Here is a 13495-nt window from a genome sequence, read left to right as displayed (position 1 = left end):
GGTCCACGTGTCCGATCGTGCCGATGTTCACGTGGGGCTTGTTACGCTCGAACTTCTCCTTGGCCATGACACTCCTCACCGCGGCTGAGCCGGTCAATCACCCGGCGCGTATCGAATCCCGCAAAAACTCACTGCGAAGGTGCTGCGTCCTGCTCCAAACCCGCCACAACGTCAACTGAAATCGCCCGCAGGGTCGACTGCCGGGCCGTCAGTAGCGGTTCAGCGCCGTCTTGGGCGCCGGCGCGTAGTGACTGAACTGCATGGTGTAGGTCGCCCTTCCCTGGCTGCGGCTGCGCAGGTCGGTCGAGTAGCCGAACATGGCGGCCAGGGGCACCTGCGCCTGGATGGCCTGCAGGCCGCCTGGGCGGGGCGTCATGCCCAGCACCTTGCCTCGCCGGCCGTTCAGGTCGCCAATCACGTCGCCCATGAAGGGCTCCGGCGTGACGATCTCGCAGTTCATGATGGGCTCGAGCAGCACGGGGCTGGCCGCGCGCACGGCGTCCTTGAAGGCCAGCGAGCCGGCGATCTTGAACGCCATCTCGCTCGAGTCCACGTCGTGCACGGAGCCGTCGTAGGCCTCCACCTTCACGTCCACCATGGGGTAGCCCGCCACGGGGCCGTTCTGGAGGGCCTCCTGGACACCGTCGCGCACCGCGTCCACGAACTCCTTGGGCACCACGCCGCCGACGATCTTGTTCTCGAAGGCGAAGCCCTTGCCGGCCTCGTTCGGCATCACCCGCAGCCAGATGTGGCCGTACTGGCCCCGGCCGCCCGTCTGACGGATGAACTTGCCCTCGGCCTCCATCTGGGTGGTGATGGTCTCGCGGTACGCCACCTGCGGCTTGCCGATGTTCGCGTCGACCTTGAACTCCCTCAGGAGGCGGTCGACGATGATCTCCAGGTGCAGCTCGCCCATGCCGGCGATCAGCGTCTGCCCCGTCTCCTCGTTCGTGCGCACGCGGAAGGACGGGTCCTCCATCGCCAGGCGCTGCAGCGACTGGATGATCTTGTCCTGGTCCGCCGTGGACTTCGGCTCGATGGCGATGTCGATGACCGGCTCGGGGAACTCCATCCGCTCCAGGATGATGGGCTGCTTGTCGTCGCAGAGCGTGTCGCCCGTCGCCGCCAGCTTCAGGCCCACCACCGCGCAGATGTCACCCGCGTAGCACTCGGTCAGCTCGTCCTTCTTGTCCGCGCGCATCTGGACCAGGCGGCTGACGCGCTCGCGCTTGCCCTTCACCGAGTTCCACACCGCCGTGCCCGCCTCCAGCTTGCCGGAGTACACGCGCAGGAACGTCAGCGTCTGGGACTGGAACGCCGGGTCGTTCATGATCTTGAACGCCAGGGCGCTGAAAGGCGCGTCGTCCCGCGTCTCGCGCACCGCGTCCTCGCCCTTGGGCGTCTTGCCGTGCACGGGCGGGATGTCCAGCGGGCTCGGCAGGTAGTCGATGACCGCGTCCAGGAGCGGCTGCACGCCCTTGTGACGGAACGCAGACCCGCAGAACACGGGGAACAGCTTCAGCCCCACGCAGCCCTTGCGGATGGCCGCGCGGACCTCCTGCTCGGTGAGCTCCTGGCCCTCCAGGAACTTCTCCGTCAGCGCGTCATCCTGCTCCGCGGCGGCCTCGAGCAGCTCCGCGCGCGCGGCCTCGGCCTGCTCGCGAAGCTCCTCGGGAATCTCCTGGATGTCGTAGCGGCTGCCCTGCTCCGAGTCGACGAAGACCAGGGCCTTCATCGTCAGGAGGTCGATGACACCGCGGTGCTTGTCCTCGGCGCCCAGGGGGAGCTGCATGCGCACCGCGCGCGCGCCGAGCTTCTCGCGGATGGTGCCCACGGACATCTCGAAGTCCGCGCCGATGCGGTCCATCTTGTTGATGAAGCAGATGCGGGGGACCTTGTAGCGGTCCGCCTGGCGCCAGACCGTCTCCGACTGCGGCTCCACGCCGTTGACCGCGTCGAACACGGTGACGGCGCCGTCGAGCACACGCAGGGAGCGCTCCACCTCGATGGTGAAGTCCACGTGTCCGGGGGTGTCGATGATGTTGACGCGGTAGCGCTGCTCGTTGCGCTGCCAGAAGGCGGTGATGGCGGCGGAGGTGATGGTGATGCCGCGCTCACGCTCCTGGACCATCCAGTCCGTGGTGGTGTTTCCCTCGTGCACCTCGCCCATCCGATGGATGGCGCCGGTGTAGAAGAGGATCCGCTCGGTGGTGGTCGTCTTGCCGGCATCGATGTGCGCCATGATGCCGATGTTGCGGTAGCGCTCCAGGGGATGCTCGCGAGCCATTGCGTCGGTACCTCTCCATGAGGGCGGGAGGGCTTTGGATGCCCCGTCTCACGTTCCCACCCGGACGATTTCAGAGAACCTGCTTCACCTAAAGAAACCGCCCGGATGCAACCTCTGCATCCGGGCGGGACACCGCGAGGCCGAAAGACCTACCAGCGGTAGTGCGCGAAGGCCTTGTTGGCCTCCGCCATCTTGTGCGTGTCTTCACGCTTCTTCACCGCGTTGCCGCGGTTGTTGGCGGCGTCCATGATCTCGCCGGCCAGCTTCTCCTGCATGGTCTTCTCGCCACGGGCCTTGGAGTACGTGATGATCCAACGCATGCCGAGGGCGACCCGGCGGTCCTGACGGACCTCGACGGGCACCTGGTAGGTGGCGCCACCGACGCGGCGGCTCTTGACCTCCAGCACCGGCTTGACGTTGTCGAGGGCCTTCTTGAACGTCTTGAGGGGGTCCTCCTTCGCGCGCTCCTCGATGAGGGCGAAGGCTCCGTAGCAGACGCCTTCCGCGATGGACTTCTTGCCCTTCCGCATCAGGTCGTTGACGAACTTGGTGACGAGCCGGTCCTGGAACTTCGGATCCGGAAGAATCTTGCGCTTGGCGACTACGCGACGGCGAGGCATCTCTTCTCTCTTCCCTTACGCCCTGGCTCCCTTGGGAGCACGCTACGACGGGCTTCAAGTACCGCTGAAGGAAACTTCACGAGGACGCTCCCCAGGGTGCGGGGCTCAACGTCCCAACTCTCAAACGAAGGTGATCGCGCTCAGCTCGGACGCTTCGCGCCGTACTTGGAGCGGCTCTGCTTGCGGCCCGCCACGCCCACGGAGTCGAGCGTTCCACGGACGATGTGGTAGCGCACGCCCGGGAGGTCCTTCACACGACCGCCGCGGATCATCACCACCGAGTGCTCCTGGAGGTTGTGGCCCACGCCGGGGATGTAGGACGTCACTTCGATTCCGTTGGTCAGACGCACGCGGGCCACCTTGCGGAGGGCCGAGTTCGGCTTCTTCGGAGTCGTCGTGTACACGCGGGTGCAGACGCCGCGCTTCTGGGGGCACTCCTTGAGCGCGGGGCTCTTGCCCTTGATGTTCAGCTTCTCGCGGCCCTTGCGGACCAGCTGGCTAATGGTCGGCACTGATACCTCGTTCTTCGGGTTCGCAGCCGCCACGAGACACGAGGCGGCGCATATCTACCTACAGGACTACTGAAAAAGGCCGCGAGTATAGGGAGCGACCCCTCCGTGTCAAGCACGGCATGACGCAGACCTGGAACAGGTCAGCGTCCGTGAGGTCTTTCCTTGAGACTCGTCAACCCAGCTTACGACGGGTCGGTCCTCTACTCCGCGTGCGCTCAGAAGTCGAGGACCATCACCACGGCGTCCTCGCCCTCGTCCGCGTAGTAGTTCGGCCGGATGCCCACCGGGCGGAAGCCGAAGGCGCGGTAGAGCTGGATCGCCGGCTCGTTGCTCTTCCTGACCTCCAGGGTGGCGAGGCTGCAGCGGCGCGCCCTGCCCCGCTCCAGCACCTCCTCCATGACGGCCCGCGCGACGCCCCGCCGCCGGTGCTGGGGGGCGGTGGCCACGTTGAGCACGTGGACCTCGTCGTGGACGATCCAGAAGATGGCCAGGCCCAAGAGCAGCGGGGGCACGAACTGCCGGGGCTCCTCCACCAAGAGGATGGTGGACCACTCGTGCTGGAGCTCGCGCTTGAGCAGCTCCGGGGACCAGGGGTTCTTGAACGCCGCCTGCTCCAGCGCCATCACCGCCGGCAGGTCCCCTTCCGTCATCTGACGGATGGAGAAGCCATGCGGCTCGCGTGGCTCGGCGTCCTCCCGCATCCGCCTCATCGCTTTGCCTCCCGTGTGAAGGGCGCCACCCGACGCACCTGGGCCGAGGCCCTCACCTGAGCCAGCTCCTCCACGGCCAGCGCCGCATAGCGCTCGCGGAAGAGCTTCTCCCGGATGGACTCCCGCACCGTCTCGTAGTCGGCCGGAAAGTCCCCGGGGTGCTGCTCGTAGAACCGACGGATCTCCGTCTCGCCCACCTGGGCCCGCAGGCGGATGCGGCTGTCCAGGACACGCTCGGCCCTGAGCCCCCGCGTCAGCACCGCCTTGAGCCCCTCCACGTCCACGTCCGCCCGGGCCAGGAAGCGCTCCAGGGCCTGGGAGCCCCCGACGCGCAGCCGGAACGCCTCCAGCCGCGCGTCCACCTCGGCGGGTTCGGCGGGGAACGCCTGGAGCCGGTCGGCGTTGAGCACCTGGACCCGCTGGCTGATGGCCAGCTCCAGCGCCCCCCGGAGGAGCTCCTCGTCCAGGGGGACCTCGAGCGCCTGGAGGCCGCCCCGCTGCACGAGGGCCACCCGGGCCTCGAACTCCAGCTCGCTCTGGGTGAGCACCCGACCCTCGATGATGGCGACCACCCGGTCCACCACCCTGCCCTGCGCCTCTCCCGCGGGAGCCTGGGCATGGACGGCCGGGGCGGCCAGCAGGAGGAGCCAGCCCGCCAGCCAGAAGGTACCTGCTCCCGCTCGGCGCGGCGCTGCCATGGCCTCCCTCATCTTCCGCCGGACTTTATACATCCCAGGCCAGCCGAACAGTCCTTGCTGGCGCACTCCCACCGACTGGTTACTTTCAATCACGTACAGCTCGGCGGGAACAAATGGCGGACGACTACTACCAGATCCTCGGCGTGGAACGGACGGCCTCCGAGGAGGCCATCAAGAAGGCGTTCCGGAAGCTCGCGCGCCAGCACCACCCCGACGTCAACCCCGGCAACAAGTCCGCCGAGGAGAAGTTCAAGCAGATCAACTCGGCCTTCGAGGTGCTGTCGGACCCGAAGAAGCGCAAGCTCTACGACGAGTTCGGCGAGGACGCCGAGAAGATCGGCTTCGACGAGAAGAAGGCGGAGGCGTACCGGCAGTACCGCGCCCAGGCGTCCCGGGGGGGCGTGGGCGGCATCCCCTACGGAGGCGAGGACTTCGACCTGGGGGACCTCTTCAACGACCTCTTCGGAGGACGCAGGGGCGGTGGGGGCGGGTTCAATGACCCCTTCGGGCGGGTCCGGGGGCGCGGCCCCATGGGTCCCGAGCGTGGCGAGGACCTCAACGCCCAGGTCCGCCTGACGCTGGCCGAGGCCGTCAACGGCACCGAGCGGCCCCTGTCCGTCAGCCGCGCCTCCCCCGACCGCTCCACCCCGGACGAGCGCGTCCGCCTGACGGTGAAGATTCCCGCGGGCGTCCAGACCGGCTCCAAGGTCCGGCTGGCGGGCCAGGGCGCCCCCGGCGCGAGGGGTGGGCCTCCGGGCGACCTCTACATCGAGACCGAGGTGATGGAGCATCCCCTGGTGCGTCGGGAAGGTGACGACCTCCACATGGACGTGCCCGTCACGGTGCCGGAGGCCATGCTGGGCGCGGAGGTGCGCGTCCCCACCTTCCAGGGCGAGCTCACCGTCAAGGTCCCCCCTGGCTCCCAGTCCGGCCGGCAGATGCGCCTCAAGGGGCGTGGGGTGCCCTCCCTCAAGGGGGGGTCACCGGGTGACCTCTACCTCCGCCTCCAGGTCAAGGTGCCGGACACCGACACCCCGGAGACCCGCGCCGCGGCGGAGACCCTGGCCAAGGCCTACCGGGACGATGTCCGTCGCGAGCTGACCCTCTGAAGCTCTTGTCTCTTGTCCTGGGCGCCGCCAAGGCATAGACGGCCCCTCCCACAGTCGGATTTCACGTCGCCGCAAACGGAGCACACGCGCACATGGGCCTCTTAGACATCTTCACGGGCGGCTCGGGCCCCGAGAAAGCCCTCAAGCTCAAGCCCAAGGTCACCCAGAAGTACGGCGACCCGGCGACCCGCCAGAAGGCCATCCAGCAGCTCGGGGAGATGAAGTTCCCCGAGGCCGTCTCCGTGCTCCTGGCCCGCTTCACCATCACCGTGGACCCGCTCACCACGGACGCCGACGAGAAGGAGCACACCTTCGAGCTGGTGAAGGCCTTCGGCAAGGACGCCGTCCCCCCCATCGTCGAGTTCCTCAGCAAGACGGAGCCCGCCACGTCGTGGGCGCTCAGGCTGCTGGGTGAGCTGGTCAGCGAGGACGAGGTGACCGAGGCCTGCGTGAAGGCGCTCCAGCACCTGTCCTCGACCTACACGAAGAACCCGGAGAAGAAGGTCGTCCTGCTCCACCACGTCACCGGTCGCCAGGACGCACGCATCCCCCCGGTGGTCGTCCCGTTCCTCTCGGACATGTCGGACGACGTGAAGATCGCCGCGCTCAAGGCGCTCGCCTCCTTCAAGTACGAGCCGGCCAGGGAGCCCATGCTCGCGCTCCTGACGGCCGACGAGACGGCGCGTCGGGTGCAGACCTCGGCGCTCTCCGCCCTGGCGGACGCGGGCTTCAGCGTGGGCGAGCAGCGCGCCCGCGTGGAGTCGCTCCTGGTGGAGCCCTACGTCCTGGACAAGGACGGCCGCATCCAGCGCCGGGCCTGAGCGCCCGGGCCCGGTCGTGTCGGGCAGCCGACACGACCACTGTCCTCCGGAAGGCCCTGCACACCGGGGCCGTTCCCAGGCGCTCGGAACCTGGAGCAGGATTCTCCCGTGCGCTCGAAGAAGAAAGGGGCCCTGGCAGAGGTCGTGCCGCTGCGCCCCACCACCTCGAAGAAGTCCACCCGTCGAGCAGCGAAGCCGGCTCCCCCGGCTGACGCCGACGCCGTCGCGCGCGCCCTCCTGGAGATGGCGCGCCACCTCACCGACAACGCGGGCCCCACCGAGGCCCTGCGCTCCCACCTCCAGACGCTCCACGCGCTGCTCAAGCCCAAGGTCTGTTACGTGGCCCGCTTCTTCGCCTCGCGCGAGCAGCTCCACGTCGAGCACGTCCGCGGCCGCTACGACAGCCGCGTCGTCGCCGCCGTCCCGGGCGAGGGCGTGGTGGGGCGCGCCTTCTCCGAGAAGAAGCTCCTGCGCGAAGCGGACACCCTCGCGGTGCCGCTGGAGAGCCCCCACGGCGTCACCGGCGTGCTCGTCGTCCTGGGCGCGCGCCGCGCCGTCTCCGACACCGTGCTCCAGTCGCTGGCCGCGCAGCTGGCCGCCGCCTACGAGGTGGCCCGGCTCCGCGACGACAGCGCCCGCCGCAACAAGGATCTGCAGACGGCCATCGCGGGCTTGAAGAGCCTGGAGCAGAACCGCGAGGAGCTGCTCGGCAACGTCTCGCACGACCTCAAGAACCCGCTCACCACCATCAAGTCGTACCTGGCGATGCTGGGACGCGAGAAGCTGGGGCCCCTCACGGACTCCCAGCGCCGCGCGGTGCAGATCTGCGATCGGAACTCCGACCGCATGCTGCGCATGGTGAACGACCTGCTGCTCATGTCCCGGCTCCAGTCCGGGAAGATGCAGCTCAACCAGCGCCCCTTCGGCCTCAAGGCCGTGGCCGAGGAGGTGGTCCGCTCCCTGGCCGTCGTCGCCGAGCACGGCAAGGTGCAGGTGCACATCCCCCCGTGTGCGGAGGTGTTCGTCCGGGGAGACCGCGAGCGCATCGCCGAGGCCATCCACAACCTCGTCGAGAACGGCATCCACCACAGCGAGCAGGATGACACCGTCGAGGTCACCGTCTCCGCCGAGGAGGGGCTCGCCGCACTGACGGTGAAGGACAGCGGTCCCGGCATGTCGGCCGAGGCGCTGGAGCACATCTTCGACGCCTTCTACCGGGCGCAGCCGGGCGTGCCGCGTCCTCCCGGGGCGGGGCTGGGCCTGCCGCTGGTGGGGAAGATCGTCGCCCTGCACGGCGGCCGTGTGGAGGCGTCCAGCGTGCTCGGCGAGGGCAGCACGTTCCAGCTGGTGCTGCCGATGTTCGCCGGGGCGGTCAGCTCCCCGGACCCGAACCAGGCGGCGCCCAAGGCGGGCGGCATCCTCCTGGTCGAGGACGACGCGGACTGCCGCGAGGTGCTGCAGCAGGTGCTGGAGCAGGAGGGCTACCGGGTGATGGCCACCTCGGGAGCCTCCGAGGCGCGCTCCATCCTCTCGCACATCCGGCCGGCCATGGTGCTGCTCGACCTGCGGCTGAGCGAGGAGGACGGGCAGTCGGTGCTCCGCTTCATCCGGGGCACCGAGTCGCTCGCGGACATCGTCGTGTACATCATCTCGGGTGCCAGCGAGGTGGCGTCCCTCACCTCCGGCCAGGGCCTGGAGCGCATCGACGGCTTCTTCGAGAAGCCGCTCCAGCTCCCCAAGCTGCTGGACACGGTGTCGGCGGTGGTGCGGCCCAGCCGCCGGGCTCCCGCCGTCCCCTGAGGGGGACGGAATGGACCGCGGAACGAACAAGAGGTGGCCGCACGCCACCTCGGCTTGGCTAGTATCCGCGCGTTCATGAGCACTTCCGTCTATTCCCGCTACCGCGCCGCATTCGCCGAGGGCCTCGCCAGCGCCCTGGGCGTGCAGGCCGCCGACATCGAAGCCCAGGTCAAGCCCGCGGAAGCGGCGCACGGCGACCTGAGCTTCGCCACCTTCCCTCTCGCCAAGGCCCAGAAGAAGGCGCCCCCCGTCATCGCCAAGGAGCTGGCCGAGAAGCTCTCCGTGCCGGGCCTGGAGATCAAGGCCGTGGGCCCGTACGTGAATGCCCGCTTCAACGCGGTGCCCTTCACCAGCGAGGTGCTCGACGCGGCCCGCAAGGCGGGCGCCACCTACGGCGGAGACGCGGACGCGGGGCGCGGCAAGACGGTGGTCATCGACTACTCGTCGCCGAACATCGCCAAGCCCATCGGCTTCCATCACATCCGCACCACGTTCCTGGGTCACTGCATCGCCAACATCTACCGGGCGCTCGGCTGGCGGGTGGAGGGCATCAACTACCTGGGTGACTGGGGCAAGCAGTTCGGCCTCGTCGCGGTGGGCTTCCAGGAGTACGGAGACCCCGCGCGCATCGACGACATGGGCCACCTGGTGGAGGTCTACGTGCGCGCCAACAAGCGCGCCGAGACGGAGCCCGCGTTCGACGAGAAGGCCCGCGACTTCTTCCGCCGCATGGAGGCCGGTGACGCCGAGGCCCTCAAGCTCTGGAACCAGTTCCGCGAGACGAGCATCCGCGGCTTCAAGCAGATCTACGCGCGGATGGGCATCGAGTTCGAGCACATCGAGGGCGAGAGCCGCTACCAGGGCAAGATGGACGCGGTCATCGAGCAGATCGCCAAGAAGCCCGGCGTGAAGGAGTCGCAGGGCGCGCTCATCGTCGACCTGCCCTACGCGGAGAACGAGCCGCCCATCCTGCTCAAGAAGAACGACGGCAGCACGCTCTACGCCACGCGCGACCTGGCCGCCGCCGAGGACCGCCACACGCGCTTCCAGTTCGAGAAGTCGCTCTACGTCGTGGCCCAGGACCAGGCGCTGCACTTCCGTCAGGTGTTCCGCACGCTGAAGGAGATGGGCCAGCCGTGGGCGGACAAGTGCGTGCACGTGGCGTTCGGCCGCATCCACGGCATGAGCACGCGCAAGGGCCAGGTGGTGCAGCTCAACGACGTGCTCGACGAGGCCAAGGAGCGCGCCGCCGCCAAGGTGAAGGAGAACCAGGAGGCCGGCCGGCTCCAGACGGATGACCCGGACAAGCTCGCCGAGCAGATCGGCCTGGGCGCCATCGCCTTCGGCGACCTCAAGCACAAGCGCGCCACCGACTACACCTTCGACTGGGACGAGGTGGTGAGCTTCGAGGGCCACACGGGCCCCTACCTCCAGTACGCCCACGCGCGCGTGGTCAACGTGCTGCGCAAGGGCGGCGGCGCGCCCGCCACCTACGACGCCAGCCTGCTGACGCTCCCCGAGGAGCAGGCCCTGGTGCGCGAAATCATGCGCCTGCCCGAAGTGGTGCGCGACGCGGCCGAGCAGTACGAGCCCAGCCTCGTGGCCCGCCTGCTGCTCGACGTGGCCGCCGCCCTGAGCCGCTACTACACGCTCGGCAACCAGGAGCGCGACAAGCGCATCAACGTCGAAGGGGATGACGCGCTGCGTTCCGCGCGACTCGCCCTGGCGGACGCGGCGCGGGTTACGCTCGCTTCGGGTCTGACCTTGTTGGGCATTCCGACACCCGAGAACATGTAGCCCCGGGGGCTGCCTTGGAAACCGCGCTGTCGCAGTCTGCGAATCAGGGAGAGTCCTTGCTGAAGGCGGAGTTCGGCCCGATGGGTCGGGCGCTGGGCACTCGTTATCTGGAGAGCGTCCACTTCCCACCCGAGGCCGAGGACGAGCTGCGAAACCTCCACGCCAAGGGGTTCGTGGTGCACGTCATGCGCTCCACGGCGTGGGTGAACTTCCTCTACCTCACCTGGGCCATGGTGCGCCGGAGCCTGCCGCCCGTGCGGGCGGTGTCCAACCTGCGCCCGTGGTTCACCAAGCCGTGGCGCCAGACGAAGCAGGGCGGCGCGTTCCTGGAGCGCTTCGAGTACGCGCGCCAACAGGGAGGCAGCGGCCTGGTCTTCCTGCGGCGCACGGCGCTCTTGCACGCGTCCGGGAAGGAGACGCACGAGGACCCCTTCCCCGCCCTGGTGGAGCTGGCGCGCACGTCGGACCGGCCCGTGTACCTGGTTCCGGAGCTGTTCGTCTGGGAGAAGCGCAGCGCGCGCCTGAAGCCCAACTGGGTGGACATGGTGTTCGGCAGCCCCGAGGCGCCGGGCTTCCTGCACTCGATGCTGGCCTTCTTCCGCAACTACAAGCGCGCGCAGTTCCGCGTGGGAGAGCCCATCGACCTGCGCGCCTTCGCCGAGCAGAACCCGAAGGACTCGGTGGAGGTGCTCGCGCGCAAGGTGCGCAGCACGCTGCACGTGCACCTGGCCCGGGAGACGCGCGCGGTGTTCGGACCGCCGGCCAAGCCGGCCGTGCGCATCATCGACGAGACCCTGCGCGACAGGCAGCTGCGCAAGGTGGTGGACGAGCACGCCGCGCAGTCCGGCCGCAAGCAGGAGAGCGTGCTGCGCGAGGCCCGCCGCAACCTGGAGGCCATCGCCGCGAAGCCCAGCCCCACGACGCTGGCCTTCGTCGCCCCGCTGCTCGACTGGGTGTTCAACCGCATCTACGACGGCATGCACGTGGACGAGGCGGGCCTGCACCGCGCGCTCAAGGCCGCCACCCGCGCGCCCATCGTCCTGTGCCCCAGCCACAAGAGCCACATGGACTACCTGGTGATGAGCTGGGTGCTGTGGAACCGCGGCTACGCGGTGCCGCTGGTGGCCGCCGGCGCCAACCTGTCCTTCTGGCCCCTGGGCAGCATCTTCCGCCGCTGCGGCGCGTTCTTCCTGCGCCGCTCGTTCAAGGGCGACAAGGTCTACGCCGCGTCCTTCAAGGCCTACGTGCGCAAGCTGGTGCACGACGGCATCCACCAGGAGTTCTTCCCCGAGGGCGGCCGCTCGCGCACGGGCAAGCTGCTCTCCCCCAAGCTGGGCATGTTCACCTGGCAGGTGGAGTCGGTGCTGGAGGGCGCGCGCAACGACCTGCTCTTCGTCCCGGTGGCCATCGACTACGAGAAGGTCGTCGAGTCGGGCAGCTACTCGAAGGAGCTGGCCGGCGGGGAGAAGAAGCCCGAGGACCTCAAGGCGCTGCTCAGCACGCCCAAGGTGCTCGCGGCGCGCTATGGCCGCATCCACCTGGGCTTCGACGAGCCGATTTCGCTCGTGGAGTTCATGAAGGAGCGCGGGCTCGACCCCGAGCAGCCGGTGACGGACGAGCAGAAGAAGGGCCTGGTCCGCGCGCTCGGCAACCGCGTGATGTACGGCATCAGCAAGGTGTCCACCGTGACGCCGCACGCGCTGGTGAGCACGTCGCTGCTCGCGCACCGTCGCCGGGGCCTGACGCAGCGGGAGCTGGCGGACCGCATCAGCATCCTGCGCCGCATCGCCCAGGAGGACGGCGCGCCGCAGTCGCGCGAGCTGGGCAACGCCCCCAGCAACCCCGAGACGATGGGGCCCATCCAGGACGCGATGCGCACCTTCATCGGCGACGAGATGGTGCGCACCCAGGAGGCCAAGGGTGACGTCATCTACCAGGTGGAGGACGACCGCCGCGCGGAGATGTCCTTCTACAAGAACACGCTGATGAACCTGGTGGCCGCGCGCAGCCTCGTGGCCAACGCCATGCTGGCCGCCGGCACGTCCGCCTCGTACGACGACGTGAAGGCGCGCGCGCTGTTCCTCTCGCGCCTGTTCAAGCTCGAGTTCATCTACCGGGTGAACACCACCTTCGACACCATCTTCGCGGAGACGGTGGAGCGGCTGGTGCGCATGGGCCTGGTGATGCACGAGGGCGACACGCTGAGCGTCGCGCCCGAGCCCCACGCCCAGCCGGAGCTGGAGTTCCTGGCGGACCTGCTGCGCGACTACCTGGAGGCGTACCTGCTGGCCGCGATGACGCTCAACGACGTGGCCACGGGCGTCGCCGAGGACCGCAAGGCCTTCCTCCGGATGGCCCTGGAGACGGGTCGCGCCGAGTACCACGCCGGCCGCATCACCGCCGCCGAGTCCCTGGCCAAGGTGACGCTGGAGAACGCGGTGACGTACCTGCAGGACCAGAAGCTCCTCGTCGAGGAGGACAAGAAGCTCAAGGTCGGTCCCCAGGCGACGGACGCGGACGCGCGCAAGCAGCTGGTCGAGAGCATCCGCGAGTACCTGCAGCGCTGACGTGTCGACTCCGGGCCGCGCCGCCTCCTCGAGGACGGTGCGGCCCGTCAGCGGGGCATGGGAGGATGGGCGGATGACTGCTCGCCCTGCCCTCCTGGCCCTCGTCCTCGGTGCCTCCCCGCTTCTCGGCTGTGGCTCCACGCCGAACACCCGTGAGCCCGCCTCGCGTGAATGTGGCGCCTCCATCCACGACGTGGCCTGGCTGGCGGGGAGCTGGCGTCAGGACACGGCCGGCAACCTCATGGAGGAGCACTGGACGCCCGCCGCGGGCGGCACGCTCTTCGGGGTGAGCCGCACCATCGTCCAGGGCAAGACGGTGTTCTTCGAGTACATGCGCATCGAGGCGCGCAAGGACGGGCTCTACTTCGTGGCCCAGCCCATGGGACGGCCGCCCTCGGACTTCAAGATGCTGCGTTGCAACAGCAACGGCGTGTTGTTCGAGAACCCGCAGCACGACTACCCGCAGCGAATCTTCTACCAGCGCCCCACCGCCAACCGCCTCACCGCCCGCATCGAGGGGAAGAAGGACGGCAAGGAGGCGGGACAGAGCTTCGAGTTCTTCCAGATGTAGCCG

General features: G+C 68.8%; 11 protein-coding genes. 6 read left to right on the top strand and 5 right to left on the bottom strand.

The window, feature by feature from the left end:
• Positions 1-208 precede the first annotated feature (208 nt).
• From fusA to K8640_RS15575, 5 genes are all read right to left on the bottom strand, one after another.
• On the bottom strand, positions 209-2287 hold the full coding sequence (gene fusA / locus K8640_RS15595) for an elongation factor G (protein WP_223747735.1): 2079 nt from the start codon (positions 2285-2287) through the stop codon (positions 209-211).
• A 149-nt stretch (positions 2288-2436) separates the two neighbouring features.
• Positions 2437-2907 carry a 30S ribosomal protein S7 gene (gene rpsG / locus K8640_RS15590; protein ID WP_011553340.1) on the bottom strand — a complete coding sequence of 157 codons (471 nt, stop codon included), beginning with the start codon at positions 2905-2907 and terminating at the stop codon, positions 2437-2439.
• A gap of 140 nt (positions 2908-3047) precedes the next feature.
• Positions 3048-3419 (bottom strand): 30S ribosomal protein S12, encoded by a 372-nt coding sequence (gene rpsL / locus K8640_RS15585; protein ID WP_043408969.1) that lies wholly within the window; start codon positions 3417-3419, stop codon positions 3048-3050.
• Between the two features lie 215 nt (positions 3420-3634).
• Positions 3635-4129, bottom strand: coding sequence for a ribosomal protein S18-alanine N-acetyltransferase (rimI, locus tag K8640_RS15580; protein WP_223747734.1), 495 nt, complete (start codon positions 4127-4129; stop codon positions 3635-3637).
• On the bottom strand, positions 4126-4827 hold the full coding sequence (locus K8640_RS15575) for a hypothetical protein (protein WP_223747733.1): 702 nt from the start codon (positions 4825-4827) through the stop codon (positions 4126-4128). Before K8640_RS15575 ends, rimI begins: the two co-directional genes overlap by 4 nt.
• Positions 4828-4940: 113 nt before the next feature.
• Here K8640_RS15575 and K8640_RS15570 point away from each other — a divergent pair, with 113 nt between their 5' ends.
• From K8640_RS15570 to K8640_RS15545, 6 genes are all read left to right on the top strand, one after another.
• Positions 4941-5936 carry a DnaJ C-terminal domain-containing protein gene (locus K8640_RS15570; protein WP_141324543.1) on the top strand — a complete coding sequence of 332 codons (996 nt, stop codon included), beginning with the start codon at positions 4941-4943 and terminating at the stop codon, positions 5934-5936.
• Between the two features lie 92 nt (positions 5937-6028).
• Positions 6029-6757, top strand: coding sequence for a HEAT repeat domain-containing protein (locus tag K8640_RS15565; RefSeq protein WP_223747732.1), 729 nt, complete (start codon positions 6029-6031; stop codon positions 6755-6757).
• 108 nt (positions 6758-6865) lie between these two features.
• Positions 6866-8557 carry a hybrid sensor histidine kinase/response regulator gene (locus K8640_RS15560; protein WP_141324541.1) on the top strand — a complete coding sequence of 564 codons (1692 nt, stop codon included), beginning with the start codon at positions 6866-6868 and terminating at the stop codon, positions 8555-8557.
• Positions 8558-8632: 75 nt separating this feature from the next.
• Positions 8633-10354 (top strand): arginine--tRNA ligase, encoded by a 1722-nt coding sequence (argS, locus tag K8640_RS15555; protein ID WP_223747731.1) that lies wholly within the window; start codon positions 8633-8635, stop codon positions 10352-10354.
• A 14-nt stretch (positions 10355-10368) separates the two neighbouring features.
• Complete coding sequence (locus K8640_RS15550) at positions 10369-12921, top strand: 1-acyl-sn-glycerol-3-phosphate acyltransferase (protein WP_223747730.1); 2553 nt, start codon at positions 10369-10371, stop codon at positions 12919-12921.
• A 73-nt stretch (positions 12922-12994) separates the two neighbouring features.
• Positions 12995-13492, top strand: coding sequence for a DUF6265 family protein (locus tag K8640_RS15545; RefSeq protein ID WP_223747729.1), 498 nt, complete (start codon positions 12995-12997; stop codon positions 13490-13492).
• Positions 13493-13495: the final 3 nt, after the last annotated feature.

The organism is Myxococcus sp. XM-1-1-1, assembly GCF_020037095.1.
GTDB lineage: Bacteria > Myxococcota > Myxococcia > Myxococcales > Myxococcaceae > Myxococcus > Myxococcus fulvus.
Note: the sequence above shows the minus strand (reverse complement) of the source record. Positions and strands in the feature narration are given on the sequence as shown.